Origin of the sequence: Zobellella taiwanensis, assembly GCF_003012795.1 — a bacterium.
In the GTDB taxonomy this organism is placed as follows: Bacteria; Pseudomonadota; Gammaproteobacteria; order Enterobacterales; family Aeromonadaceae; genus Oceanimonas; species Oceanimonas taiwanensis.
The window spans coordinates 22,044-47,847 of sequence record NZ_PXYH01000018.1; the positions used below are offsets into that span (position 1 = coordinate 22,044).

Sequence of the window (25,804 nt, forward strand, 5' to 3'; positions counted from 1 at the left end):
GTGGTTGAGTCCTGATAGCTGCATAGTAAAGAAAGAAGAGGGGCTTGTCAGGCCCCATGCTTACATACATATCGTGCACCATCTCACTGCCCACAGACGTCAGGCAATGCTGCTTCAGGATCGTCTGGTCGATTCAGCACCACGGTAATGCATGGCCCAGGAACATACACAGGGTCAGTCCCAGTTACCGACACTGGATTATCCTGACTTAGAAGAAACTCTATCTTGGCAATACCAGCATTATACTGAGGAGTGACGGTAACATCCCCAGCATTAGGGTCAACAAAGCAGTTATAAAAGCCTTCCAAGTTTCCGACTACAGGTGTTATCAAGCAGCCACCAGAACCAGAGTAGCTTACTGTTATGCTAGAAAACTGTTCTTCGGAACAAGCCACAATATCATATTCACCATCAACATTTAGCTCATAGGTTTTACACTGAAGAGCCGAAGAAATGCTGGATTTATTACTAAAATCCCCAAAAGCCCCTATTTTTATATCAAGATACGAGCTTCTAATATAACTGAACTCAAATGGTGATATCTCCTTAAATGATGTAATCCCACTATTGCTTCTTCTAATATTAGCCGTCACTCTTGCTGTACCAGAAGCCACTCCACTTTTAATACTGACACGCCCTCGGCTGTAGATCCCATCCTTGTTATTACCTGATTTTGCTGGTATATCCTGACTGGTAACACATAGGACATCGAACCCACCCCCTTCAGGATAAGGTGAGCAACCTTTATTACCATCGACTGGCAGCCAATCAGCTAACAACGTTAAATTCACCTCATAAAAAGGAACATAATTTAATAACTCTTCAATATTTGAATCTGCACTTATTTTCTCTTGTAGAAAAAGCCGAAGCTCTTCGGATAAAAGATCAACATACACCCCCCTCGCCATAAGTTGGCGACTCATGGGTGATATGGAAATATCAGTCGTGGAGAATGGAGAAGATGGAACACCCTCGCTTACAAGATATTCTGACAAGGTCATAACTTCATCATCTTTTAAGCCAGGGAAGTCACCATCTTTATTTAGTTGCTTATCTATATAATCAACAACCACACTCCTAACATAGCCTTGATAAACCGGGGCAAAATCAACATTGGTAAAAAGCCCATCATCAAGAATGTTAAAAGCAATCAAGTTCCAGTCTTGAGCCACTTCGAAAAATCCATCAATCCTGATAAACCTGCATGCTTCCAGATAAGTTTGAGTACCGCTGACTGGGGTGTCACTAGAGCTGGGATAATGCTCATGGGGTTGATTGTTAGCAGTATATTTAAACGCATCATACCAGTTTGAAAACTCGCCACTACTACCATCGAAATGACGTTCACAGCAACGAACACAGAGTGGATCCTGATCGTTATTTGCTACTTTCCCCTTTGGTTTTGCAATAGCAGCAGCCTCTCCCTTTTTCCAATAGACATAATCACCGGCCAAGGCCCGCTGCGCCGGTAATTGCGTAGTCCCCGAGCCATCCAGCTGACAATTGCAAGAGACAGTAACCAAATCTTGCTGCACCCGGCTTTGAGTGTTTTCATCGTAAACGAATGTATCAAAAGTAACTCGGACGCCCTCTATACTTTGTCCTTTCTTGATGATATCAGGCAGCGGTTTGGTTGTTTCTTGTGTCATCCCATTGCCTAGTTCAATGGGTATTACCATTGGAAACTCACCCGGAGTGTAAGCCACATCGGGTCCGCCCAAGCCCAACTTCGCGTTACCACTTCCGGTGCCGAAGGGGCCGCTGCTGATGGACAGATTGGGGGAAAGTACCGATTCGGCCAGCAAGACTTCATCGCTCTCGGGCTCGCTCCAGCCCACGGCGATTTCGATCTCCTTCTTCCCGGAAGCCACCCCCGAAGGGGGCGGCGTCACCCAGGCGCTGCCGTCCCAGCCATAATCCGTTACTTCCCACTCGATGGCATAATCGGTATCGTCCACCTGGACCGACTCGGGAGCGCTGCTGCCTACTATGGCCTGGTAATCGGTAATATTGTCAAAGCCTCTCAGCTCATCGAGCTTCGACTCGGCCAGACGCATCGCCACTTCCCGGTAACGGCCGTCCCGGCTGTACTCCAGGTACACCTTGTTCAGTTGCAGCAGGGTTCCCGCCGTAACCGCCACCAGAATAAACGCAATCATCACCTCCAACAGGCCGAAGCCGCTCTGTCTCCTCATGGCCTTACTCCCAATCCTTCCAGCTGCCGGGCACATAGCTGATGGCGACAAAGGGGTTGCCACCAGGACCCGAGCCTCCCCCATTACAGAAGTTGATACTGCACAACACCTCGGGGTCGTAGATGGCGGCATAGCTGCCGTTGGGCAAATCGATATTGTTATGATTGGCCAGCATCATGCCGAAGAACTTGGCGCCGCCATTGATTTTGATGTCATAGTTGTCCCCATCCGCCGGGTTGGAGTCGTAGGCAAAGACCAAGCCATAAACCTGGCTATTGGCGTTGATGGTGAGGTTGCTGTCCTTGGTGATCAGCACTATAGGCGCCGCCCGGCTGCCGATGGAGCCGATGGTGCAGTCTGATACGTTTTCCACGATAAAAACGCCGGCACCGCCGGTGATCCTGGGATCGGCGCAGCTGTTGACGATCGCCGTGGCCCGCGATTCTATCCTGGCCCAGCCTTCGGCGGTATCCGGCTCACCGAACACATAGTCCACCAGATCATCGGGAAAGTCGGGATCGTTGGCGACGATATCCGGGCCGATAATGCTTTCACTGCCCGATTTGTAGCTGTAGGCGTTCTCCTTGTTGCAACCACCGTTCTGATATTCATCGAGGCCGCAGGTCGTGGCACTGCCGCCAATATTGACGTCCCCGGCCGACCATATAGACACGGGCACGCCAGGGCCACCGCCGTTGGGATTGGCCACTATGGTGATGCTGCCGTTGGCGGGAAGGGTGCCGGCCACCAGCAAGGGCGCAGCGGGTCCTGAGTTGTTAGGGTTCAGGATCCCCCACTCCGCCACCTGCACAGTGACGATGGCGGTGGTGCCGCTGTCCAGCGTGCCCACCGAAAGGATATCGGTGACATCCGCCATCCCACTGGGGCTAATGGTCACCTGGTAGCTGCCATTGGCGGCGGCGGTGGCGATACTGCCGGAGATGGCCGTGACGGCGGGATTGACCTTGAGCTCCGCCATTGCCTCGGCTATGCCTTTTTCGGCCGCCGCCATGGCTACCCGGTATTCGATTTCGTTCAGGGTAAGCCGCTTGTCGGCGATCAGCACCTTGCCGATAAAGGCCGATACCGCCACCAGTATTGACAAGAGTATCAAGGTAACCACCAAGGTGGTGAAGCCGCCGTGGATGCTATTTTTTATATCAGTAGCCATCGTTTCTTACCTTTACCCGTCGCTCCAGGCTGATGGACAGATCCGGGTTGCTGGCATGGGAGGCGCTAATGCGGATATTCACCGCCCGCACTCCGGTGGGAGTACTGCCGGAAACCAGTTCGAAACTCAGGTTGTCGATCACGACTTCGGTGCTCGACACCAACTGGTTGCCGCCGGTGCAGTCAGCATTGGTCAGGGCAGCACTATCTGGTTCAGTATAGAGGGTGTACACCCGCAGCAACTTGCTGGACGAGGCGTAGCCATAAGTCCGGACAACGCTGCCGGTGCCTGAAGCCGGCTCAGGATCCCAGTACTTTACCCTGATGCAGCTGGGTTGTGCTTCACCGGCGGCGGTATAGAGGTCAGCCGTGGTGGAAAAGATGTATTTCCTGGCCACCGACAGGGCCGGAGAAACCTCATTGGCTATATCTATGGCCGCGCTGGGGTGATATCCCGCCCGCTGGATATCCCGGGCGATGATATCGGTGACCGCCTGCACGTCCTGGTTCAGGCGGGACAGCATCAGGGTGGTATTGCCGGAGACGATCACCGAGGTGAAGAGGGAAATCCCGCCGGCCACCACCACCAGGCCGGCCACCAGCGATACCAGCATTTCCACCAGAGTCATGCCTTTTTGTGGATTCAGGGACATGAGGAAGGCACCCCCAGCAGATTATGCTCAGAGCAGGTTCGAATTCTTCCGGAAGAGGAAACGACTACCTTCATCTCATAGCTACCGTTCTTAACAGTGATATTCCCAGCAAAGAAAGTATTGCGGCGCGGCCTGAAGGTGATTTTGGTTCCTATATTTGACTTAAGGTGAATGGAAGGGTAATTCCGACTATCTGTGCTTTCGATCTCAGTACCGCTGCACTCGTCTGAATCATACAGCCTGTAGAGCCAATCAACAGAATCAGAATTGGTAAAACAAAGGCTCACCGCCCGGTTGCGCTTGATCGCCTCGCTTCGCGCCAGTTGCAGATCCGCATAAACAGCCATGCCGGCGCTGCGCACCTGGTACTGCTGGCGCAGACTCTGGAAGCTGGGCACGGCAAGGGTCAGCAGTACCGCCATAACGGCAATACCGACCAACAGCTCGACCAAGGTGAGACCAGCCTGAACCCTTGTCACCCGCTTCCTCCATGAGGCAGAGATCCGCTGCGGTAAATGGCGCAGCTTGGTTTAAGCTTTAGCCAAAGCCCGCGGTTAGACAAGGATGGTCAGGATGAAAAGGTATTCAGGTTTTACGCTGATCGAACTGTTGATCAGCGTGGCCGTGCTTGCCCTGCTGATTGCCGTAGCCTATCCCTCTTTTTCCTCTTTCCTGATTAAAAGCAAGCGGATAGAAGCGATCCAGACGCTCTACAAAATGCAGCTGGCCCAGGAGGAGTGGCGCATTTCCCATCCCTCCTATACCAGTTCGGCGGTAGATCTTATCGGCGGCTCAGCCAGTGCCCATTACCAGTTCAGCGCCGCCCTGTCCGGCGCCGGCTATGTGCTCAGGGCCGAGGCCAAGTCCGGCTCCAGCCAGCAGCAGGACAAAGAGGGCGCCACCAGTTGCAGCGAGCTGACCCTCACCAGAGACAGCGACAAGGCCCCCGCCATCTGCTGGCAATAGGTTCGCCGGCACGGATAACCGGACCATGCCGGGAACGAAGGGCACTGTCCATTATGGACATGGGAGCCGCTGTTGCGAGGCGGACGGGCGCCATGGCACCCGCACCGCCTTGATATCAGCTTACCGGCCTGATCTTGAGCTCGGCGGGCACCTCGAACACAATGTTTTCCTCCCGTCCCGGATGCTCCACCACCGTGCTGCCGCCCAGGGCCTGCAGGTGGGAGATCACCTCCTGCACCAGCACCTCGGGGGCCGAGGCGCCGGCGGTCACGCCGATGCGCGCCGCGCCCTCGAGCCAGGCCGGCTCGACCATCTCCACGCAGTCGATCAGATAGGCGCGGGTGCCCATCTTCTCGGCCAGCTCCCGCAAGCGGTTGGAATTGGAGGAGTTGCGCGAACCCACCACCAGCAGCAAATCCACCTTGGCGGCCAGCTCGCGCACCGCGTCCTGCCGGTTCTGGGTGGCGTAGCAGATGTCGTCCTTGCGCGGCCCCTCTATGGTGGGAAAGCGCGCGCGCAGGGCGTCGATCACGTCCGAGGTTTCATCTACGCTCAGGGTAGTCTGGGTGACGAAGGTGAGATTGTCCGGGTGCTTGACCACCAGGCCCGCCACATCGGCCGGGCTTTCCACCAGGTACATGCCGCCCTCGGCACTCTCGTACTGGCCCATGGTGCCTTCCACCTCAGGGTGGCCGGCGTGGCCGATAAGGATGGTCTCAATCCCCTTCTTGCTGGCCCGGTGCACCTCCATGTGTACCTTGGTCACCAGCGGGCAGGTGGCGTCGAACACCTTGAGGCCACGGTTTTTCGCCTCTTCCCGCACGGCCTTGGACACGCCGTGGGCGGAGAAGATGACGATATTGCCGTCCGGCACCTGCTCCAGCTCGTCCACGAACACCGCGCCCGCGTCCTTGAGCTTGTTCACCACATAGCGGTTGTGCACCACCTCGTGGCGCACATAGATGGGCGCGCCGAATTTCTCCAGGGCGCTCTGCACTATGCTGATGGCCCTGTCCACGCCGGCACAAAAGCCGCGCGGGTTGGCGAGTAATATCTCCATGTCAGGCTCCGTTCTGATCCACGGCCAGGATCTCGACCTCGAAGGTAACCCGGCGTCCGGCCAGGGGATGGTTGAAGTCCACGGTCACCGAGTCGCCGGCCACCCCGCGCACTATGCCGGGGATTTCGGCACCGTTGGGCTGGGTGAAGGAGAGGATGGCGCCCTCCTCCAGCTCCATGTCGGCGGCGAAGCGGCTGCGCTCCATATGGTGGATATTGTCCGGGTTGACCGGGCCGAAGGCGTCGTCCGGCGCCAGCTCGAAGCTGGACTTGTCGCCCTCGCTCAATCCCAGCAGGCAGGCCTCGAAGTTGGGGGTCAGGCTGCCGTCCCCCATCCGCAGCTTGGCGGGCTTGCCGTGCAGTTGGGTGCTGTCGGCCACCGAGCCGTCTTCCAGCTTGATGGTGAAGTGGAACAGCACCTCGCTGCTCGGACCTATCTGTTTGCTCATTGGGACGGCTCCTTTCTGAAACTGTCGATGATGATCATGGCGGCGCCGACGAAGATGAAGCTGTCGGCCAGGTTGAAGGCCGGCCAGTGCCAGTTGCCCACGTAGAAGTCGAGAAAATCGACCACATGGCCCAGGGCCAGGCGATCGATCACGTTGCCCAGGGCGCCGCCGATGATCAGGGCGTAAGCCGCCGGCAGCCAGCGGGCGCTTTTGGGTGCCTTGTACATCCAGCGGCTTAGCAGCACGGTCACGGCGCAGGCCAGGCCGGCGAAGAACCAGCGCTGCCAGCCACCCTGATCGGCCAGGAAGCTGAAGGCCGCCCCCGGGTTGTACACGTGCACCAGGTTGAAGAAGGGGGTGATCTGCACCCCCGGGTAGCCGTACTCCAGGTAGGACACGGTCAACCACTTGGTCACCTGATCCAGCACCATGGCGACGATGGCCAGCCACCACCAGCGCAGACCGGTATCGAACAATGGCTTCATCAGGCGAACCGGCGAACTTCGCCGTCCCCGGCCACGTTGGACACGCAGCGGCCACAGATGCCCTCATGGCCCTCGTGGCTGCCCACGTCCTCCACATGGTGCCAGCAGCGATCGCACTTGGCGGCGCCGCTCTTGGCCACCCGGACCTTGAGCCCGGCCAGTTCGGTGTCGGCTGCGCCCTCGGCCTCGGCCAGGGGCCGGACCACCGCCCTGGAGGTGAGCATCACGAAGCGCAGCTCGTCCTCCAGCCCCGCCAGCCGGGTGGCCAGGGCCTCGTCGGCGAACAGGGTCACCTCGGCTTCCAGGCCGGCGCCGATCACCTTGTCGTTGCGGGCGCTTTCCAGCGCCTTGTTCACCGCCTGGCGCACCTTGAGCAGCTCGGCCCAGAAGGCGTCGTTCAGGGTTTCGCCCTCGGCCAGACCGAACAGGCCGTCGTAGAATTCCTGGGTGAACACGAAGCGATCCCGCTCGCCCGGCAGCAATGCCCAGATCTCGTCGGCGGTAAAGCTCATGATCGGTGCCATCCAGCGCACCAGGGCCTCGACGATGTGGTAGAGGGCGGTCTGGCAGGAGCGGCGCGCCAGGCTGTCGGCCTTGGCGGTGTACTGGCGGTCTTTGATCACGTCCAGGTAGAAGGAGCCCATCTCCACCGAGCAGAACTGCATCAGCTTCTGGGTCACCAGGTGGAAGTTGTACTCGTCATAGGCCTTGGCGATGTCCTGCTGGATGGCCCGGGCACGCCCTACTGCCCAGCGGTCGATCACCACCATGTCTTCCGGCGCCACCATGTCGGTGGCCGGGTTGAAGCCGTTCAGGTTGGCCAGCAGGAAGCGTGCGGTGTTGCGGATGCGGCGGTAGGCGTCGGCGCTGCGCTTCAAAATCTCGTCGGACACCGTCATCTCGCCGGAATAGTCGGTGCTCGCCACCCACAGCCGCAGTATGTCGGCGCCCAGCTTGTTCATCACCTCCTGGGGGCTGACCACGTTGCCGATGGACTTGGACATCTTGCGGCCCTGGCCATCCACGGTGAAGCCGTGGGTCAGTACCTGCCGGTAGGGGGCGTGGCCCTTCATGGCGGTGGAGATCATCAGCGACGACATAAACCAGCCCCGGTGCTGATCCGAGCCTTCCAGGTACATGTCGGCGGGATGGCCCTGGAACTCGGGGCGCACGTCCACCACCGAGGCGTGGGTAGAGCCGGAGTCGAACCAGACGTCCAGGGTATCCAGCACTTTTTCGTACTGGTCGGCTTCCTCACCCAGCAACTCGGCAGGATCCAGATCCCACCAGGCCTGGATGCCGGCCTGCTCCACCCGCTTGGCGACGTCTTCCATCAACTCGGTGGCGCGGGGGTGCAGCTCCTGGGTGTCCTTGTGCACAAACAGGGCAATGGGCACGCCCCAGGTGCGCTGGCGGGAGATACACCAGTCGGGGCGGTTTTCCACCATGGCCTCGATGCGGTTCTGCCCCCACTCGGGCACCCACTGCACCTGCTGGATTTCCTTCAGTGCCTGGCGGCGCAGCCCGGCCTGCTCCATGCTGATAAACCACTGGGGCGTGGCGCGGAAGATGATGGGGGTCTTGTGGCGCCAGCAGTGCGGATAGGAGTGATTGTAGGCCTCATGGTGCAGCAGGGCGCCGCGCTCCTTGAGCACTTCCACCACGGCGTCGTTGGCCTTGAACACGTGCTGGCCGGCGAACAGCTCGGTGTCGGGCAGGTAGACGCCGTTGCCGCCCACCGGGTTGGCCACTTCCAGGCCGTATTTTTGCCCCACCACAAAGTCTTCCTGGCCGTGGCCGGGGGCGGTGTGCACGGCGCCGGTGCCAGAGTCGGTGGTGACGTGGTCACCCAGAATGGCGGGCACATCAACGTCGTAGAAGGGGTGACGGAAGCGTTTGAGCTCGAGCGCGGCGCCCTGGCAATAGCCCAGGTTGTGGTAATGGGCGATACCGGCCCGGTCCATCACGTCCTTGACCAGATCGGCGGCCAGGATCAGACGCTCGGGGTGGTCGCCCTCCACCTGCACCAGGGCATAGTTGAGCTCGGCATGCAGCGCCACCGCCCGGTTGGCGGGCAGGGTCCAGGGGGTGGTGGTCCAGATCACCACCGATACCGGGCCCTGGCCGACGTGACCCTCGGCGCAGTCGAAGCTGGCCACCACCGCGGCTTCATCCACGGCGTTAAAGCGCACGTCGATGGCCGGCGAGCGCTTGTCCTCGTATTCCACTTCCGCTTCTGCCAGGGCGGAGCCGCAGTCGGTGCACCAGTGCACCGGCTTGGAACCCTTGTGCAGGTGGCCGTTGTCGATGATTTTGGCCAGCGAACGGATGATGTTGGCTTCGGTGTCGAAGTTCATGGTGAGGTAGGGATTGTCCCAGTCACCCAGCACGCCCAGGCGGATAAAGTCGGTCTTCTGCGCTTCTATCTGCTCCTTGGCGTAGGCCCGGCAGGCCTCGCGGAATTCGGCGGCGGACACCTTGACGCCGGGCTTGCCGACCTTGCCTTCCACCTTCAGTTCGATGGGCAGGCCGTGGCAGTCCCAGCCGGGAATGTAGGGGGAGTCGTAGCCCAGCAGCCCCTTGGACTTGACGATGATGTCTTTCAGGATCTTGTTGACCGAGTGACCGATGTGAATGCTGCCGTTGGCGTAGGGAGGACCGTCGTGAAGGATAAAGGGCTTGTTGCCGGCCTTGGCGCGACGAACGGCGCCGTACAGGTCTTCCTCGAGCCAGCGCTTGAGCATCTCCGGCTCGCGCTGAGCCAGGTTGCCGCGCATGGGAAACTCCGTTTCGGGCAAGTTCAGGGTATTTTTATAGTCGCTCATGAGTCCTACATTCCGTCCGGTTCTGACACCGCCAGCCCGAACCAGGCCCGGGCAATGGCGGCATCGCGTTGAATCTGTTCCTTTAGCAGCGCAAAGGAAGCGAATTTTTGTTCATTCCGCAACTTGTGGCGGAGCACCACTTCCACCTGCCTGCCGTAGAGGTCGCCGGCAAAGTCGAACAGGTGAACCTCCAGCAGAGCAAGGGTGCCGTTGACGGTAGGCTTGTGGCCGATATTGGCCACCCCGGGATGACGCCGGCCATCCAGCAGCAACTCAACCGCATAGACTCCGGCAACCGGTATTACCTGGCGCTTGAGCGCCACATTGGCGGTGGGAAAACCGATGGTCCGCCCCAGCTTGGCGCCGTGGGCCACCCGGCCGCACAGGCTGAAGGGCCGGCCCAGCATCTGCTCGGCCTGGTTCAACCTGTCTGCCGCCAGAGCTTCTCGGATCAGGGTGCTGCTCACCCGCTGGCTGTTCATCCGCCAGCTCTGGGTACTGACCACCTCGAAATCGAAGGCGCGCCCGGCCCGGGTCAGCCGTTCAAAATCCCCATCCCGGTTGCGGCCGAAGCGGAAATCGTCGCCCACCACCAGAAAGCGTACCCCAAGCCGGTCCACCAGCAGGCCGCGGATAAAGTCGTCCGGCGACTGGGCGGCGAAGGCGGCGTTGAAGCGCACACACAGCAGGCGATCGATGCCGAGCCGGGCCAGTTGCTGGTATTTTTCCCGCAGCCGGGTCAACCGGGGCGGCGCTTCGGCCCCGGCGAACAACTCCTGGGGCTGAGGCTCGAACACCATAACGCAGGACGGCACCCCGAGCCGGTGCGCCTGCTTGGTAAGCCGGTGCAAGACCGCCTGGTGACCCAGGTGCACACCATCGAAATTGCCGATGGTCAGTACACAGCCGTGATGCCATGGCTTGATGTTGTGAATGCCGCGAATAAGCTCCATAAACCCTGCTGCCGGCCCCTGCAAATCGGCGGATTATACCCCAGCCGGCGTTCGGGATCAGCCCTTGCTACCGGGTTTTCAAGTGCTTAATCCGCACTCCGACCAACAGCAACAGAGCACCATAGCAAAGTGCCCCCGCTCCTATGTAACCGAGCAGGTGCAGGCTGCTGCGGGCCAGGCTCCAGTCGGCCCAGGCCGCCAGCGGGGGCGACAGCCACCGCAGCAAAACCGCCATGCCGGCCCCCGCCATCACCACCTTGAGCGCAAACAGCCAGGTGTCACGGCCGGGACGGTATACTTCACGCCGGCTCAGGCCCCAGGCCAGCAGGCCGGCGTTGAGCACCCCCGACAGGGCGGTGGCCAGGGCCAGTCCCACATAGCCGAGGGGGAAGATCAGGATGGCGTTGAACACCATATTGGCCACCATGGCGATAATGCCGAAACGCACCGGGGTACGGGTGTCCTGGCGGGCGTAGTAGCCCGGCGCCAGCACCTTGATCAGCATAAAGGCCTGCAGCCCCAGGCCGTAGGCCACCAGGCTCTTGCCTGCCGCCGCCACCTCCTCCATGCCAAACTCGCCGCGCATGAACAGCACCCTCAGCATGGGCTCGCTCAGCACGATGAGCCCCAGCATGGCGGGAAAGCCCATCAGCAGCACCATGCGCACCCCCCAGTCCATGGTGGCGGCAAAGCCGTCTTTGGCGTCGTCCACATGACGGCTGGACAGGGCCGGCAGGATCACGGTGGCGATGGCGATGCCGAACAGGCCCAACGGAAACTCCAGCAACCGGTCGGAGTAATACAGATAACTGATGGAGCCGGTGGCCAGGAAGGAGGCCAGCATGGTATCGAACAGCAGGTTGACCTGGCTCACCGACACCCCGAACAGGGCCGGGATCATCAGGGTACGGATCTTGACCACCCCCGGATGACGCCAGGCCCAGCGTGGGCGCACCAGCAGTCTGAGCTTGGCCAGAAACGGAAACTGAAACAAAAACTGCACCAGGCCACCGGCGAATACCCCTATCGCCAGGCCGATTTCCGGCTGCGCCAGGCGGGGCGACAGCCACAGCGCCGCAGCGATAATGCACACGTTCAGAAACACAGGAGTAAAGGACGACACCGCGAATTTGCCGAAAGTGTTGAGAATGGCCCCGGCCATGGCGGTAAAGCTGATAAACCACAGGTAGGGAAAGGTGATTTTCAGTAGCAGCGAGGCCAGCTCGAACTTGTGCGCCTCGGGGCCTTCGTTCAGCCATTCCATAAACCAGCCGGCGCCGAACAGGGCGGTGACCAGCCCAGAACCGACGATACCCGCCAGGGTTACCGCGGTCACGATCAATCCCAGGGTGCCCGACACTGCCGCCAGCAGATCCTGGGTGTCCTTGAAACTGCGGGTTTGCTTGTATTCGGTCATCACCGGCACAAAGGCCTGGTTGAAAGCCCCCTCGGCAAACAGCCGGCGCAGGAAGTTGGGAATACGGTTAGCGAAGAAGAAAACATCGGCCGATGCCCCGGCCCCCATCAGGTTGGCGATCACCACGTCACGCACCAGCCCCAACACCCGGGAAACCAGGGTCATGGCCGACACGATAAGGCCCGACCGCAACAGCGCCTTGCTCAAAATGAAAACCTCTCGGTAAGAAAATTGCTGAATGCAGGCGAATGCTGCTAGAATCCGGCCGACAGTTTAACCCCCCGCCCTGTGCCTGGCCACAGGCGGTGTTTATTTGTACAAATCAATTGACAATCTGCGGTGAAAAAGGCATATTCCTCGGCCTTTTAAGAACACTCGCTAAGACAGTTTCAGGAGTTTTACCTTGGCTAATATCAAATCTGCTAAGAAACGCGCGATTCAAGCAGAGAAACGCCGTAAGCACAACGCCAGCCGCCGTTCCATGGTGCGCACCTACGTCAAGAAAGTGGTTGCCGCCATCGCCACCGGCGACAAGGCCAACGCCCAGAAAGCGTTCGATGCCGCCCAGCCGCTGCTGGACCGCATGGCTACCAAAGGCCTGATCCACAAGAACAAGGCCGCTCGCCACAAGAGCCGCCTGAACGCCCAGATCAAAGCCCTGTAATCCGGCTTTAATCCAGGTGTCGAAAAAACCGGCCTAGCGCCGGTTTTTTGTTGCCTGTCTGTCGGGCCGCCTGTGCTAGCGGCAGTACAGCTTGTGCAGCAGGGCGATCACCTCCCGCACCTCATCGCTCTGCAGGGAATAATACACGGTCTGGGCCTCCTTGCGGGTAGCCACCAGTTTGTCGTTGCGCAATATTGCCAGATGCTGGGACAGGGCCGACTGGCTCAGGCCCAGATGCTGGTTCATCTCGCCCACCGACAGCTCCTTGTCGAGCAGGTGGCATAATATGAACAGCCGCCGTTCATTGGCCAGGGCCTTGAGCAGCTTCACCGCTTTGGCCGCGTTGGCTTCCATTTCCTCGATATTCATTGCCATAGTCGTGTTCACGTTCAGGTTCTCAGCTTAATTCACTGTCGAAGGTGGGCGGCGGGACCTTGACCGCCGAAAAATCATCCAGGCCGGAAAACAGCAGGGTAAAGTCGCTCTCGCACAGCCGCTTTACCGCCGGGTGCTGGATCATCCGCTCGGCAAAGATCACATAGTACTCTTCCTTCAGCTCGGATGCCCGGCCGATCTCAATCACCGGCTGATACTGCAAGATGGCGTCCCGGTAAATGGCCGGCGCCACAAAGATGCCCTGGTTGAAAAAACCAAAGGCCTTCATCAGGGCGGCGTCGTCGAACTCGCCCAGGATCTGGGGCTTGAGGCCCTGCACTTCCAGCCAGTGCCGCAGTTGCCGCCCCATGGCGGTGCGCCGGCCCGGGATCAGCAGCTTGCGTTCTTCCAGGCAGGCAGGAAAGGGCTTGGTAGGCAGCGGCTCGCGGCAGTAGAAGCCGATATCGCACTCTCCCAGCTTTTTCGACAGCAGGCCCGCATGCTGTGCCGAGTCCACCGGACAGTCGGACAATATCATGTCCAACTTGTGCTGGCTGAGTTGCTCCAGCAGCATTTCGTGGGTGGACTCATAACAACGCAGGTGAATGGAACCGTCGTTGGGGATCACCGACAGCAGCACCCGGCTGGCCAGACGCTTCGACAAGGCATCGGCGATACCCACCTCGAATACCAGATGGTCTTCCTTGCGGTAGTTGACGATATCCAGCATTTCGTAGGACAGGCTGAACATCCGGTCGGCGTACTGGAATACCAGCTGGCCCAGTTCGCTCGCCTCCAGCTGGCGCCCCTTGCGCTTGAACAGCTTGCCACCCAACCGTTGCTCCAGCTGGCGGATCTGACCGGTTACCGTCTGGGGAGTGAGAAACAGGGCCTCGGCCGCCTTGGTCACCGAGCCCTTTTTCTGCGTCATCCAGAAGTAATACAGGTGGTTGTAGTTAAGGTGTGACAACGCCGTTTCTCCGGGGCCTGGATGCCCCATGATAAATAAAGCGGCCGGGTTTGAATACCCGGCCCGGGATCAGACCGCCACCGGCGCCTTGATATGGGGATGGGGATCATAACCTTCCAGGATAACGTCCTCGAAGGCGTAGCCGAACAGCGAGTCGGGCCGGCGCGCCAGCCGCAGGGTCGGCAGCGGCCGGGGATCGCGCGCCAGCTGCAGCCGGGCCTGCTCCAGGTGATTGCGGTAAAGGTGCACGTCGCCACCGGTCCAGACAAAATCGCCCACCTCCAGCCCCGCCTGCTGGGCCATCATATGGGTCAGCAGGGCATAGCTGGCAATATTGAAGGGCAGCCCCAGAAAAACGTCGCAACTACGCTGGTAGAGCTGGCAGGACAGCCGGCCGCCGGACACATAAAACTGGAACAGGGCATGGCAGGGCGCCAGGGCCATCTGTTCCAGCTCGCCCACGTTCCAGGCCGAAACCATGATGCGGCGGCTGTCCGGATTGGTTTTAATGGTGTCGAGCGCCCGGCTTATCTGATCGATCACCCGGCCGTCGGCGCCCTGCCAGCTGCGCCACTGCTTGCCGTACACCGGCCCCAGCTCGCCCTGCTCGTCGGCCCACTCGTCCCAGATGCTGACGCCGTGCTCCTTGAGATAACCGATATTGGTGTCGCCGTTGAGGAACCACAGCAGTTCATGAATGATCGACCTGAGGTGGCATTTCTTGGTGGTGACCAGGGGAAAGCCCTCGGACAGCCTGAAGCGCATCTGGTAGCCGAACACCGACAGGGTACCGGTACCGGTTCTGTCTTCCTTGTATTCCCCCTGGTCGAGGATGTGCTGCATCAATTCGAGATAGGCTTTCATGCGGTTTTTGCTCCCTTGCCAAACCAGTGGGGACGACGCCAGGCCGCCCATAACATCAGGCTGCCCGCCACCATCATCGGCATTGACAACAGTTGTCCCATGCTGAACAGGTCGAGGTAAACCCCCAGGTGGGCATCCGGCTCGCGCACAAATTCGACCAGGAAACGGAACAGGCCATAGCACAGCAGGAACAGGCCCGAGATGACCCCCCGGGGCGGCCGGGCCCGCCAGGCCAGGTTGAGGATAAGCAGCAAGACCACACCCTCGAGCGCAAACTGGTACAGCTGGGAGGGATGGCGCGCCAGGTCGCCGGCGGCAGGGAAAACAATGGCCCAGGGCAGCTCGCTGGTCCGTCCCCACAGTTCGCCGTTGATGAAATTCCCCATACGTCCGGCGCCCAGGCCAAACGGGATCAAGGGAGCAATGAAGTCGGACACCTCGAAAAAAGTCTTACGCTGGCGCCGGGCGAACAGCCAGAGCGCGACAATCACCCCGACCAGGCCGCCGTGGAAGGACATGCCGCCGGTCCAAATCTTGATGAGGTAAACGGGATCCGCCAGGAAGGTGTCAAGCTGGTAGAACAGCACGTATCCCAGGCGCCCCCCCAATATGACGCCGAGAAAGCCGTAAAACAGCATGTCGGAGACCTGATCCCGGGTCCAGTCAGAGCCCGGCAGCGCCGCCCGGCGGTTACCCAGCCACCAGGCGAAGACAAAGCCGAGCAAATACATCAGGCCGTACCAGTGCACCGCCAGCGGGCCGAGCTGAACGGCGACGGGATCGAATCCGGGAAACACCCAGTGACTTTCAGACATGCAGTTACCCTGTCAAAAATGAAAGCGGTATTGTGCTATCTGAAGGTCGGAATTGCCAGTAGCCACTATCGGCCGGTGCGCAACAAGCCGCCCAGGCCGCGCTCTTGCAGGTAACGCCCGAATACCCCCTTGAAGGCGCCGCCGTGCCGGTGGCTGAGTGCCTCGCGCAGCACCTTTTGCAATTCGTCGGTCCGGGACTGTCGCACTATGTACTTGATGCGCATGATGTTGCTGTTGTTCATACTGAACCGGCGATATCCCATGGCCAACAGCACCAGTACCCCCACCGGATCCCCCGCCAGTTCGCCACAGATCGAAACCGGTTTGGCGTGGTGGCGGGCGGCGTCGATAATCTGCTGCAGGGCGCGCAGTACCGCCGGGTGCAGGGTGTCGTAAATGTCCGCTACCCGGCCGTTGTTGCGATCCACCGCCAGCAGGTACTGGGTGAGATCGTTGGTGCCCACCGACCAAAAATCCACCAATGGCGCCAGTTCGGACAGCTGATACAGCAGTGAGGGCACCTCTATCATCACCCCCAGGCTGGGGTAGCGCACCACCCCCTGCTGTTCGGCGGTTTCGGCCGACACTTCGCGCCAGGCTCGATCCAGCAGCCGGCGAGCGACCCGCACTTCCTCCAGGTTGCCCACCATGGGCAGCATAATCGACAGGTTGTCCAGGCCCTGGCTGGCGCGCAGCATGGCCTTGAGCTGCACCAGGAAGATCTCCGGATGATCCAGCGTCAGGCGGATACCACGCCAGCCGAGAAAGGGATTTTCTTCGACGATAGGAAAATAGGGCAACTGCTTGTCGCCGCCAACGTCCAGGGTACGCATGCACACCGGCTTGCCCACATAGCTGGTCAGCACCCGCCGGTAGCTGGCCACCTGCTCCTGCTCGGAAGGAAAGCGGTCACGCATCATAAAAGGGATTTCGGTGCGGAACAGGCCAACGCCATCGGCAGTGTCGTTCATGGCAATATCGGTATCGGCGCTCAGGCCGGCATTGAGCAGCAACGACACCCGCACCCCGTCCAGGGTCTGGGAAGGCTCCTGGCGCACGGTGGCGAACAACTCGTCCATCTGCGCCTCTTCCGCCATCAGCTGTCGGTATTCCCGCAGCACCGAGGCCACCGGTTCAACCAGCAGCTCGCCGCCGTAGCCGTCGACGATCAGCTGTTTTTCCTCCAGCAGCTCGAAGGAATGATCGATCCCCATTACCGCCGGTATGCCCATGGCCCGGGCCAGGATGGCGGCGTGGGAGTTAATGGAGCCGCGCGCCGACACAATGCCCTTGAGCTTGTCGCGCGGGATCTCGGCGATCAGGGTGGCGCTGATTTCGTCTGCCACCAGGATCACCGGTTCGAACAGGGCCAGGGGACCTTCATCCTCGTGGATCAGCCGGGTCAGCAGGCGCTGGCCCAGATCGCGGATATCGGCAGCCCGTTCACGCAGGTAGGGATCGGCCATGTTGGCGAACTGGGCAATTTGTTTTTCACACACCCGCTTGACCGCACTGCCGGCGCTCCAGCCGTGCGCGATTTCCTCGCGGATCAGGCCGATAAACACCGGATCCTTGAGGATGTACTGATACACCTCGAATACCGCCACCGACTCGCTGGCCTGGGATTCCTTGAAGCGCAGCGCCATGCTGTCGAGCTCTTCCTCCACCTGCAGCAACACCTTGTCGAGCCGTTGCTGCTGCAGCCCCAGGTCATCCACCTTACGCGCCTTGACCTGGTTCAGCTCGACCCGGGGACGCCACACCCAGGCCTTGCCGATGGCAACGCCGGGAGAGCCGGCCAGGCCGCGCAGCACGCCGTGCCAATTGCGCGACTTGAGGTTGCCCTTGGCCTCCGCATGGGCAATCACGGTGGCCAGCTGGGAAGCCAGGGTCACCAGGAAAGACTCTTCGCTTTCTTCAAACAGGCGTACCTGCTTTTGCTGCACCACCAGCACCCCCAGGGTCTTGCGCTGGTGGATGATGGGGGCGCCGAGGAAGGATCTGAATTCGTCTTCGTGGGCTTCGGGCAGGTATTTGAATTTGGGATGATGCTGGGCGTCGGCCAGGTTGATTAATTCTTCCTTCTCGCCAATCAGGCCGACAATCCCCTCCCCGAGGGGGATCTTGGCACGGCCCACCGCTTCCTGGGCCAGGCCTTCGGTGGCCGCCAGCCCGTAGGCTTGTTCGCTCTCACGCAGCAGGTAGATGGAGCAGCAGTCGACCTGCATGACGTCCCGAGTCTTGCGCACCAGCTCCGACATGGCTTCGTTCAGATCGGAGCTGGCCGTGACCCGTTGGACGATTTCCCGCAATTCCTTCAACACTGCCGCCTACTCCCTTATTGAACCTATGATCTGTGCCGTTTGCGTCCGTCCCGTTGGCGGCCCTGTTCGGCCATGACGATGGGCGCAAACTCCCGCAGCACCCGCCGGTATACCTCCCGCTTGAAAGACACCACCTGGCGAACCGGGTACCAGTAACTGACCCAGCGCCAATCGTCGAATTCCGGATGCCCGTGGCAGCCGAATTCGATATGGGATTCATGCTCTGCATCCAGTCGCAACAAAAACCACTTCTGCTTCTGGCCAATGCAAACAGGGTTGCTGTCCCACCGGACCAGCCGCTTGGGCAGCTTGTACTTGAGCCAGTGGCGGGTCACCGCCAGCAGGGTCACGTTTTCGGGCCTGAGCCCTATCTCTTCGTACAGCTCCCGATACATGGACTGTTCCGGGGTTTCCCCCTCGTCCACCCCACCCTGGGGAAACTGCCAGGAATGCTGACCGTAGCGCCTGGCCCACAACACCTGGCCTTTGCGATTGCAGATCACTATGCCTACATTGGGACGAAAGCCGTCACCATCTATCACGCAATCACCAGACTAAAAAGCTAACATGGGGATGATTGTTCCATATTCCCCTATTCCCGGCAAATGGTGCTGTCATCCTGGTAACACTCATAAAAATTGAATAACTTGGTCTATTGTCAATAGTTATAAACAGAAAAAGGATCGCGTTGCCTCTGGTTGCCCCCAAAAGGTGTGGATAATGTTGTGATAAAGGCGGTATAGCCAGATCCTGTCCGCACAAGTACAGCTATCGGGATCTCCGGATCCTTTAAAACGAAAAATAAAATAACAAATATAATCAAATATTTAAAAATGAATCATTGGATCGCCCTGGATCTTTAGCCAGGCTTGATCGCCTTCCCTATCGTGTTGATAAGTTACCCTGCTCAAAGATCAACCAGCAAGGTGTTATCCACAAGCCCGGAGGAAAGCCGCGCCGTTATCCGGTTCCAAATTCTTCCGCCGGCCCCGGTAAGAGGGCAGAAAAGCCAATTTTGTGGTGCAGCTCCAGTTATCCAGTTTTTCTGTGGATAAGGCTGTGCAACAGCATGTTTATACCCGGGTAAAACCGGTATATCATCGGCCACCCTGAACAGCCCCCGGCAACAGAAGGCTAACTTCTTTAAAATCAATCAATTGCCTTTCCATCCTGAGGATGGGGCAGAAAAGGGAACAGACTCGACAAGTGGTGATATTTTGAACAAAATCGTATCCCGCCCGGCCAGTGTCGCCGCCCTGCTGGACAACGCCCAGGCGCTCGCCGGACTGTCCATCGGAGAATTGGCCGCACGGCTGGCCCAGCCGGTACCGGCGGATCTGCGCCGGGACAAAGGCTGGATTGGACAATTGCTGGAGCTGGCACTGGGTGCCAGTGCCGGCTCCAAGCCGGAACAGGATTTTCCAGAGCTGGGCGTCGAGCTGAAAACCCTGCCCATCGACGAACGAGGCCGGCCGCTGGAAACCACCTTTGTCTGTGTCGCTCCCCTGACCGACATTGCCGGCCTGCGCTGGGAAGATTCCAACGTACGCAACAAGCTGTCACGGGTACTGTGGATACCGGTGCTTGGCAACCGGACACAAGCCCCCGGTGAGCGCCTGCTCGGCCCTCCCCTGCTGTGGACTCCGGATGAGCGGGAAGCGCAGCTGCTACGCCAGGACTGGGAGGAGATCATGGAACTGATCAGCCTGGGCCGGGTGCAGGAAATCACCGCCCGCCACGGCCAGGTGCTGCAGTTGCGCCCCAAAGCTGCCAACGGCCGGGCCCTGACCGACGCTATTGGTCCCGCCGGCCAGTGGATCCAAACCCGGCCCCGAGGCTTCTACCTGAAAACCACCTTCACCGCCGGCCTGCTGGCCCGCCATTTCATGCTGTAGCCGCCGACCGGCGGTCGAGCCGCAGGATCAGCGCAAACACCAACAGTATCCAGGGCAAAGACAACAGGTTGAGCCAGGACCAGCCGAGCAGGACCACACCCTGACCGGCAAACAGGCTGCCCACGGCCGCAGCCCCGAACACCAGGAACTCGTTGATACCCTGCACCTTGGCCTTTTCCGCCGGCCGGTAACTGAAGCTGAGCAAGTGGGTCGCGCCGATAAAGGTAAAATTCCAGCCCACGCCGAGCAGCAGCAAGCCCCACCAGTAATGCCAGTATCCCTGCCCCGACAGGTTGACCGCCACGCTCAGTGCCAGGGCGGAGCAGCCCCAGAGGATCACCCGGCGGGTGGTAAAGCGGCGGATCAGGTGACCGGTAAAGAAGGAAGGCACGAACATGCCGAGCACATGCCATTGGATGACACTGGCGGTGGCCGGAAAATCGTGCTGGTGATGATCCATCGCCAGGGGAGTGGCCGTCATCAACAACACCATAATGCCGTAGCCAATCATGCCCGACGCCACCGCCGCCAGCAGCAGGGGCTGGCGGAACAGTTCACGGTAACTGCGCACCGCCTCGGCCCGGTCAACCGGACGGGCCACCGGCAGCGGCAACAGCAGGATCAACAACAGCGCCACCAGGTAGAGACCAAACAAGCCGTAAAAGGCGCCGCCATAGGGATTATCCGGATACCAGTCCCGGGACCAGACCGCCAGATTGGGGCCGATCACCGCCGCCAATACGCCGCCGGCCATCACCAGGCTGATGGCCCGGGCATGCAGGCCGCTGTCGCAGGCTTCCAGAGCGGCAAAACGGTATTGCTGGCCCACCCCGATGGCCACACCGATCAGGAAGGTCCCGCAGGCGAACAGGGCCAGACTGGTGCTGGCCAACCCCTGCAGCGCCACCCAGGTCCCCAGCAGGCCGACCAGGTTGCCCAGGACAAAGCCGCTCTTGCGCCCCAGCCGTTGCATCAGGTGGGCGGCGGGCAGTGTCGACAGGATCAGGCCCAGAAACTGGCAGGCCACCGGCAGGGTAATCAGCCAGGGCTCGGCCGCCAGGTAGCGTCCGATCAGGGCGGACACCGAAACCAGCAGGATATTGCCCGACGACAGCAGGGCCTGGGCGATGGCCAGTCCCCATACGGTGAGCGGCATGTGGCCTCCCTTTTATATTAGCAACAATGGATAAATCATAAGCCTTTGTGCCACAAACAAAAAGACCCGCAGATGCGGGTCTTTTCCGACAGCCGGTTCGGCTTATTTGGTGGCCAGGCGCTCTTTGATACGAGCGGACTTGCCGGCACGGTCGCGCAGGTAGTAAAGCTTGGCACGACGCACGGCGCCGCGACGCTTCACTTCCACGCTGCCGATCAGCGGGCTGTGAGTCTGGAAGGTACGCTCCACGCCTTCGCCGTTGGAGATTTTACGCACGGTGAAGGAAGAGTGCAGACCGCGGTTACGCTTGGCGATGACCACGCCTTCGTAGGCCTGCAGACGCTCTTTGCCGCCTTCGGCAACGCGTACCTGTACACGCACGGTATCACCCGGACCGAAGTCGGGGATATCGCTGCGCATTTGTTCGTCTTCAAGCTGCTTAATGATGTTGCTCATGATATTTCCTTACCTAGGGTAAACTGAAAACTCTACTGGTTAAGTTCGCGATATTGGCGAACAAATTCGGCAAGAAGCTGTTCTTGCTCGTCAGTCAGAGCTAGGTTGTTCAAGAGTTCCGGCCTTCTCAGCCAGGTCCGGCCCAACGACTGCTGCATTCGCCAGCGTGCCACCTCGGCATGGTTGCCACTGAGCAATACGTCGGGAACGACCATTCCCGCCAGTTGCTCGGGGCGCGTGTAGTGAGGATGGTCCAGCAAACCTTCACTGAAGGAATCCTGCTCCGCACTCGCCATGTCGCCGAGTACGCCGGGCACCATTCGGGCCACCGCGTCAATCAGCACCATGGCCGGCAATTCGCCGCCACTGAGCACATAATCGCCAATCGACCACTCTTCGTCGATATCGGCCTGGATCACACGCTCGTCCACCCCTTCGTAGCGCCCGGCCACCAGGATGAGTTTGTCCCGGCCGGCCAGCTCGCGCACGCCCTGCTGATCCAGGCGGCGGCCCTGGGGAGACAGGTAAATGACCCTGGCTCCTTCGCCCGCCGCCGAACGCGCGGCCGCTATGGCCTCGCGCAAGGGTTGTACCATCATCAGCATGCCCGGTCCGCCCCCGTAGGGTCTGTCATCGACAGTGCGGTGTTTGTCCCGGGTGAAATCCCGCGGATTCCAGCATTCGAATGTCAGCAGGCCATCTTTCACGGCCCTGCCTGTTACTCCATAGTCACTGACCGCCCGGAACATCTCCGGGAAGAGGCTGACCACCCCTATCCACATGATTTTCTCCGCGCAGGGTAACTGGAATTAAAAATCCGGATCCCAATCAATGTCGATGATCTTGTCCTCGAGATTGACGGACTTGATCACCTGTTCTTCCAAAAACGGAATCAACCGTTCTCGTTGACCAAATGCATCGTTGGCATTGGCTTTGACCACCAGCACGTCGTTAGAGCCGGTTTCCATCAGTTGCGCCACCAGGCCAAAATCGTAGCCCTGCAGGTTACGCACCCGACAGCCGATAAGATCGCGCCAGTAAAACTGGTCTTCCGGCAGCGCGGGAAAGGCATCCCCGTTGACCGCGATATCGGCACCGGTCAGTGCCTGGGCCTCTTCCCGCTGGTCGATACCGTCCAGCTTGCAGATGAGCGCCTTGTTGTGGCGTTTCCAGCCGGTTACCCGGATTTCACGCCAGCCTTTGCCCTCTTTTATCAGCCAGGGCTGATAATCGAAAATGCCATCCGGCTGATCGGTATAGGAGTTGACTTTCAACCAGCCCTTGATGCCATAAACGGCACCCAACTGGCCTACTATTACAGGTTCGCTCACCTTCACTCCCTACCTGTCCAGACTCAGGCCGCGGCTTTGGCTGCGTCTTTCACCAGCTTGGCGACGCGATCGGACACGCTGGCGCCTTGAGCTACCCAGTGGTTGATGCGATCCAGGTCCAGACGCAGTTTTTCTGCCTGGCCAGATGCGATCGGGTTGAAGAAGCCTACACGCTCGATGAAACGACCATCGCGGGCATAGCGGCTGTCAGCAACGACTACCTGGTAGAACGGACGCTTTTTCGCGCCACCACGTTGTAAACGAATGGTTACCATACCGTCCTCTATTTACTTGAAACAAACAAGGTTCGCAGACAATGCGAACCCCGGCTTAAAATAAGCCGCGCAATTGTACTCCGATACGGTGAGAATGCAACCGAATAGGGACAGGCGCGGCGCCTGGCAATGCCGACTGGACAGCGCAACCAAACAGGTTCAGAAGGGACCGCGACGTCCGCCGCCCAGGCCGCCCGGGCCCATCAGCCCCTGCATCTGGCTCATCATCTTGCGCATACCGCCCTTGCCGGACATTTTTTTCATCATTTTCTGCATCTGGGTGAACTGCTTGAGCAACTTGTTCACTTCCTGGACCTCGGTGCCGGAACCCAGGGCAATGCGCCGCTTGCGACTGCCCTTAATCAGATCCGGATGGCGCCGCTCTTTCGGCGTCATGGAGTTGATGATGGCTTCCATGCGCACCGTCAGTTTGTCGTTGACCTGATCCTTGACGTTGTCCGGCAGTTGGCTTATGCCCGGCAACTTGTCCATCAGGCTCATCATGCCGCCCATGTTGCGCATCTGCACCAGCTGGTCGCGGAAGTCCTCCAGATCAAAGCCCTTGCCCTTTTTGAGCTTATCGGCCATTTCGGCGGCCTTGCCCTTGTCCACCGAGCGTTCCATCTGGTCGATCAGCGACAGCACATCCCCCATGCCCAGTATGCGCGAGGCCACCCGGTCGGGATGGAAGGGCTCAAGGGCATCGACCTTTTCGCCCATACCGATAAACTTGATCGGCTTGCCGGTGATATGACGTACCGACAAGGCCGCGCCGCCACGGGCATCGCCGTCCGCCTTGGTGAGGATGACACCGGTCAGCGGCAGGGCCTCGCTAAAGGCCTTGGCGGTATTGGCCGCATCCTGACCGGTCATGGCATCGACCACGAACAGGGTTTCAACCGGTTTGATGGCCGTATGCAACTGCTGGATTTCGCTCATCATCTCTTCGTCAACGTGCAGCCGGCCGGCGGTATCCACCAGCACCACGTCGAAGAATTTCTTGCGCGCGTAATCCACGGCGTTGCGCCCGATGTCCACCGGCTTCTGGCTGATGTCGCTGGGGAAGCATTCCACCTCCAAATCCGCGGCCAGGGTCTCCAGCTGCTTGATGGCCGCCGGACGATAAACGTCGGCACTGACCACCAGCACTTTTTTCTTGTGGCGCTCTTTGAGGTATTTGGCCAGTTTGCCTACCGAGGTGGTTTTACCGGCGCCCTGCAGGCCCGCCATCAGCACCACCGCCGGCGGCGTAACCGCCAGGTCGAGCCCCTCGTTGGCCTCGCCCATCACCGCTACCAGCTCGGCGTTGACTATCTTGATGAAGGACTGGCCCGGGCTCAGGGACTTGGAGACCTCCTGGCCCACCGCCCGCTCCTTAACCCGGTTAACGAACTCCCGCACCACCGGCAGGGCCACGTCGGCTTCGAGCAGGGCCATGCGCACCTCGCGCAGGGTTTCCTTGATATTGTCTTCGGTCAGGCGTCCGCGGCCACTGATGTTCTTGAGGGTCCGCGACAGCCTTTCGGTGAGGTTTTCAAACATGGAATGCGTCCGCAAATGGCGAAAATTGCGACCAGTATACCCAAGTTGGGCGCCGAACTTAAGCGAGCGCAGGTAGCGATATGTGCGGCCTTGGGGGTATACTGCCTTTTCTTCTTTATATACCCATGAATGGCTTACGTTAATTATGGAATTGCTTGCTGTGTTGGCGATGGCATTTTACCTGTTGGCGGCCTTCGCCTGTGTGCACAACCTGTTCAACCCCCACAACCAGGGGCGGCGTTACGGTTTGCTGGCGGCGCTATTCGCCCTGGCGCTGCACGCGGGCTGGCTGTTCGATACCGTGGTGCTGGTACCGGGCCAAAACCTGAGCATGCTTAACGTGGCCTCCCTTATCAGCCTGATCATCTGTTTGCTGATGACCCTGCTGGTGACCCGTTTCAATGTCTGGCTGCTGATGCCGGTGGTCTATGGCTTCGCCGGCCTGCTGCTGGTGGCCGACTTCCTGCTGCCCGGTTACTACGGCATGTATCTGGAGACCCGCCCCGAGGTTTTGCTTCACATCGGCCTGGGGCTGATGTCCTACTCGCTGCTGACCATCGCCTGTCTGCTGGCGATACTGCTGGGTTTTCTCGACCACCGGCTGAAAAAGCACAAGCTCACCAACCTGCCCGCCATGCCGCCGCTGATGACCATAGAGCGTTACCTGTTCAGGCTGATTTTCGCCGGCGTGGTGCTGCTGACCCTGTCCATTTCCAGCGGGCTGTTCTTTTTGCAGGAAATGTTCAGCCCGGGCAAGGCCCATAAGGCGATCCTCAGTATTCTTGCCTGGTGCGTCTATGTCGGCCTGCTGTGGGGACACCACCGTCTGGGCTGGCGCGGGCGCAAGGTGATCTGGACCAGCGTGGCCGGCAGCCTGTTGCTGACCCTGGCCTATTTCGGCAGCCGTTTCGTGCGCGAAGTGCTGCTCGGCCAGGGCTGACCTTGACAGCCCGGGTGTAAACCCG

Annotated in this window: 26 protein-coding genes; 4 read left to right on the forward strand and 22 right to left on the reverse strand. The window is 59.7% G+C overall.

Annotated features, from left to right (window positions below; all coding sequences use genetic code 11):
* Positions 1 to 83: 83 nt before the first annotated feature.
* The 4 genes from C7I36_RS12655 to C7I36_RS12670 are packed head-to-tail and all read right to left on the reverse strand — an operon-like array spanning position 84 to position 4,497.
* Complete coding sequence (locus C7I36_RS12655) at positions 84 to 2,195, reverse strand: type IV pilus modification PilV family protein (protein WP_106454063.1); 2,112 nt, start codon at positions 2,193 to 2,195, stop codon at positions 84 to 86.
* Positions 2,196 to 2,199: 4 nt separating this feature from the next.
* The gene (locus C7I36_RS17455) at positions 2,200 to 3,366 is read right to left on the reverse strand and encodes a pilus assembly PilX N-terminal domain-containing protein (protein ID WP_106454064.1); all 1,167 of its coding nucleotides are present in this window, start codon (positions 3,364 to 3,366) and stop codon (positions 2,200 to 2,202) included.
* Positions 3,356 to 4,018, reverse strand: a complete 663-nt coding sequence (locus C7I36_RS12665) for a PilW family protein (protein ID WP_106454065.1) — start codon at positions 4,016 to 4,018, stop codon at positions 3,356 to 3,358. The genes C7I36_RS17455 and C7I36_RS12665 overlap by 11 nt, the downstream gene beginning before the upstream one ends.
* Positions 4,009 to 4,497: a GspH/FimT family pseudopilin gene (locus C7I36_RS12670; RefSeq protein ID WP_106454066.1), complete on the reverse strand. Its 489-nt coding sequence runs from the start codon at positions 4,495 to 4,497 to the stop codon at positions 4,009 to 4,011. The genes C7I36_RS12665 and C7I36_RS12670 overlap by 10 nt, the downstream gene beginning before the upstream one ends.
* Positions 4,498 to 4,591: 94 nt before the next feature.
* Between C7I36_RS12670 and C7I36_RS12675 the strand changes: the two genes are divergently transcribed.
* The gene (locus C7I36_RS12675; RefSeq protein WP_106454067.1) at positions 4,592 to 4,984 is read left to right on the forward strand and encodes a type IV pilin protein; all 393 of its coding nucleotides are present in this window, start codon (positions 4,592 to 4,594) and stop codon (positions 4,982 to 4,984) included.
* A 115-nt stretch (positions 4,985 to 5,099) separates the two neighbouring features.
* Here the strand turns inward: C7I36_RS12675 and ispH are convergent, their stop codons facing one another.
* The 6 genes from ispH to murJ form a co-directional block, all read right to left on the reverse strand.
* On the reverse strand, positions 5,100 to 6,044 hold the full coding sequence (ispH, locus tag C7I36_RS12680) for a 4-hydroxy-3-methylbut-2-enyl diphosphate reductase (RefSeq protein ID WP_106454068.1): 945 nt from the start codon (positions 6,042 to 6,044) through the stop codon (positions 5,100 to 5,102).
* 1 nt (position 6,045) lies between these two features.
* The gene (gene fkpB, locus C7I36_RS12685; RefSeq protein ID WP_106454069.1) at positions 6,046 to 6,492 is read right to left on the reverse strand and encodes an FKBP-type peptidyl-prolyl cis-trans isomerase; all 447 of its coding nucleotides are present in this window, start codon (positions 6,490 to 6,492) and stop codon (positions 6,046 to 6,048) included.
* Positions 6,489 to 6,977, reverse strand: coding sequence for a signal peptidase II (gene lspA, locus C7I36_RS12690; RefSeq protein ID WP_106454070.1), 489 nt, complete (start codon positions 6,975 to 6,977; stop codon positions 6,489 to 6,491). The genes fkpB and lspA overlap by 4 nt, the downstream gene beginning before the upstream one ends.
* Positions 6,977 to 9,802, reverse strand: a complete 2,826-nt coding sequence (ileS, locus tag C7I36_RS12695; RefSeq protein ID WP_106454071.1) for an isoleucine--tRNA ligase — start codon at positions 9,800 to 9,802, stop codon at positions 6,977 to 6,979. Before ileS ends, lspA begins: the two co-directional genes overlap by 1 nt.
* Positions 9,803 to 9,807: 5 nt before the next feature.
* On the reverse strand, positions 9,808 to 10,755 hold the full coding sequence (gene ribF / locus C7I36_RS12700) for a bifunctional riboflavin kinase/FAD synthetase (protein ID WP_106454072.1): 948 nt from the start codon (positions 10,753 to 10,755) through the stop codon (positions 9,808 to 9,810).
* Positions 10,756 to 10,822: 67 nt separating this feature from the next.
* A complete protein-coding gene (gene murJ, locus C7I36_RS12705; protein WP_106454073.1) occupies positions 10,823 to 12,379 on the reverse strand; it encodes a murein biosynthesis integral membrane protein MurJ in 1,557 nt (518 codons plus the stop codon).
* A 196-nt stretch (positions 12,380 to 12,575) separates the two neighbouring features.
* Here murJ and rpsT point away from each other — a divergent pair, with 196 nt between their 5' ends.
* Entirely contained in the window at positions 12,576 to 12,836 is a 261-nt protein-coding gene (rpsT, locus tag C7I36_RS12710; RefSeq protein WP_106454074.1) for a 30S ribosomal protein S20, read from the forward strand.
* A 75-nt stretch (positions 12,837 to 12,911) separates the two neighbouring features.
* Here the strand turns inward: rpsT and C7I36_RS12715 are convergent, their stop codons facing one another.
* The 6 genes from C7I36_RS12715 to rppH all read right to left on the reverse strand — a co-directional run bounded on the left by C7I36_RS12715 (position 12,912) and on the right by rppH (position 18,726).
* Entirely contained in the window at positions 12,912 to 13,205 is a 294-nt protein-coding gene (locus C7I36_RS12715) for an ArsR/SmtB family transcription factor (protein ID WP_106454075.1), read from the reverse strand.
* Positions 13,206 to 13,233: 28 nt separating this feature from the next.
* Complete coding sequence (gene nhaR, locus C7I36_RS12720; protein ID WP_106454076.1) at positions 13,234 to 14,181, reverse strand: transcriptional activator NhaR; 948 nt, start codon at positions 14,179 to 14,181, stop codon at positions 13,234 to 13,236.
* Positions 14,182 to 14,250: 69 nt separating this feature from the next.
* Positions 14,251 to 15,045, reverse strand: coding sequence for a thymidylate synthase (gene thyA / locus C7I36_RS12725; protein WP_106454077.1), 795 nt, complete (start codon positions 15,043 to 15,045; stop codon positions 14,251 to 14,253).
* Positions 15,042 to 15,860 (reverse strand): prolipoprotein diacylglyceryl transferase, encoded by an 819-nt coding sequence (gene lgt / locus C7I36_RS12730; protein ID WP_106454078.1) that lies wholly within the window; start codon positions 15,858 to 15,860, stop codon positions 15,042 to 15,044. Before lgt ends, thyA begins: the two co-directional genes overlap by 4 nt.
* Positions 15,861 to 15,925: 65 nt before the next feature.
* A complete protein-coding gene (gene ptsP / locus C7I36_RS12735) occupies positions 15,926 to 18,184 on the reverse strand; it encodes a phosphoenolpyruvate--protein phosphotransferase (protein WP_106454079.1) in 2,259 nt (752 codons plus the stop codon).
* 23 nt (positions 18,185 to 18,207) lie between these two features.
* A complete protein-coding gene (gene rppH / locus C7I36_RS12740; RefSeq protein WP_106454080.1) occupies positions 18,208 to 18,726 on the reverse strand; it encodes an RNA pyrophosphohydrolase in 519 nt (172 codons plus the stop codon).
* 684 nt (positions 18,727 to 19,410) lie between these two features.
* Between rppH and mutH the strand changes: the two genes are divergently transcribed.
* Positions 19,411 to 20,079 carry a DNA mismatch repair endonuclease MutH gene (gene mutH / locus C7I36_RS12745; RefSeq protein WP_425445049.1) on the forward strand — a complete coding sequence of 223 codons (669 nt, stop codon included), beginning with the start codon at positions 19,411 to 19,413 and terminating at the stop codon, positions 20,077 to 20,079.
* Here the strand turns inward: mutH and C7I36_RS12750 are convergent.
* From C7I36_RS12750 to ffh, 6 genes are all read right to left on the reverse strand, one after another.
* Positions 20,069 to 21,235, reverse strand: a complete 1,167-nt coding sequence (locus C7I36_RS12750) for an MFS transporter (protein WP_106454082.1) — start codon at positions 21,233 to 21,235, stop codon at positions 20,069 to 20,071. The two genes, mutH and C7I36_RS12750, sit on opposite strands and share 11 nt — an antisense overlap.
* A gap of 102 nt (positions 21,236 to 21,337) precedes the next feature.
* Complete coding sequence (gene rplS, locus C7I36_RS12755) at positions 21,338 to 21,691, reverse strand: 50S ribosomal protein L19 (RefSeq protein ID WP_106454083.1); 354 nt, start codon at positions 21,689 to 21,691, stop codon at positions 21,338 to 21,340.
* 32 nt (positions 21,692 to 21,723) lie between these two features.
* The gene (trmD, locus tag C7I36_RS12760) at positions 21,724 to 22,473 is read right to left on the reverse strand and encodes a tRNA (guanosine(37)-N1)-methyltransferase TrmD (RefSeq protein WP_106454084.1); all 750 of its coding nucleotides are present in this window, start codon (positions 22,471 to 22,473) and stop codon (positions 21,724 to 21,726) included.
* A 27-nt stretch (positions 22,474 to 22,500) separates the two neighbouring features.
* Positions 22,501 to 23,022, reverse strand: a complete 522-nt coding sequence (gene rimM / locus C7I36_RS12765) for a ribosome maturation factor RimM (RefSeq protein WP_106454111.1) — start codon at positions 23,020 to 23,022, stop codon at positions 22,501 to 22,503.
* Between the two features lie 23 nt (positions 23,023 to 23,045).
* Positions 23,046 to 23,297, reverse strand: a complete 252-nt coding sequence (gene rpsP / locus C7I36_RS12770; protein ID WP_106454085.1) for a 30S ribosomal protein S16 — start codon at positions 23,295 to 23,297, stop codon at positions 23,046 to 23,048.
* Between the two features lie 159 nt (positions 23,298 to 23,456).
* Positions 23,457 to 24,839 (reverse strand): signal recognition particle protein, encoded by a 1,383-nt coding sequence (ffh, locus tag C7I36_RS12775; protein ID WP_106454086.1) that lies wholly within the window; start codon positions 24,837 to 24,839, stop codon positions 23,457 to 23,459.
* Positions 24,840 to 24,984: 145 nt separating this feature from the next.
* On the opposite strand from ffh, the gene C7I36_RS12780 reads away from it, so the two are divergent.
* Positions 24,985 to 25,779 carry a cytochrome C assembly family protein gene (locus C7I36_RS12780; protein WP_181256370.1) on the forward strand — a complete coding sequence of 265 codons (795 nt, stop codon included), beginning with the start codon at positions 24,985 to 24,987 and terminating at the stop codon, positions 25,777 to 25,779.
* Positions 25,780 to 25,804: the final 25 nt, after the last annotated feature.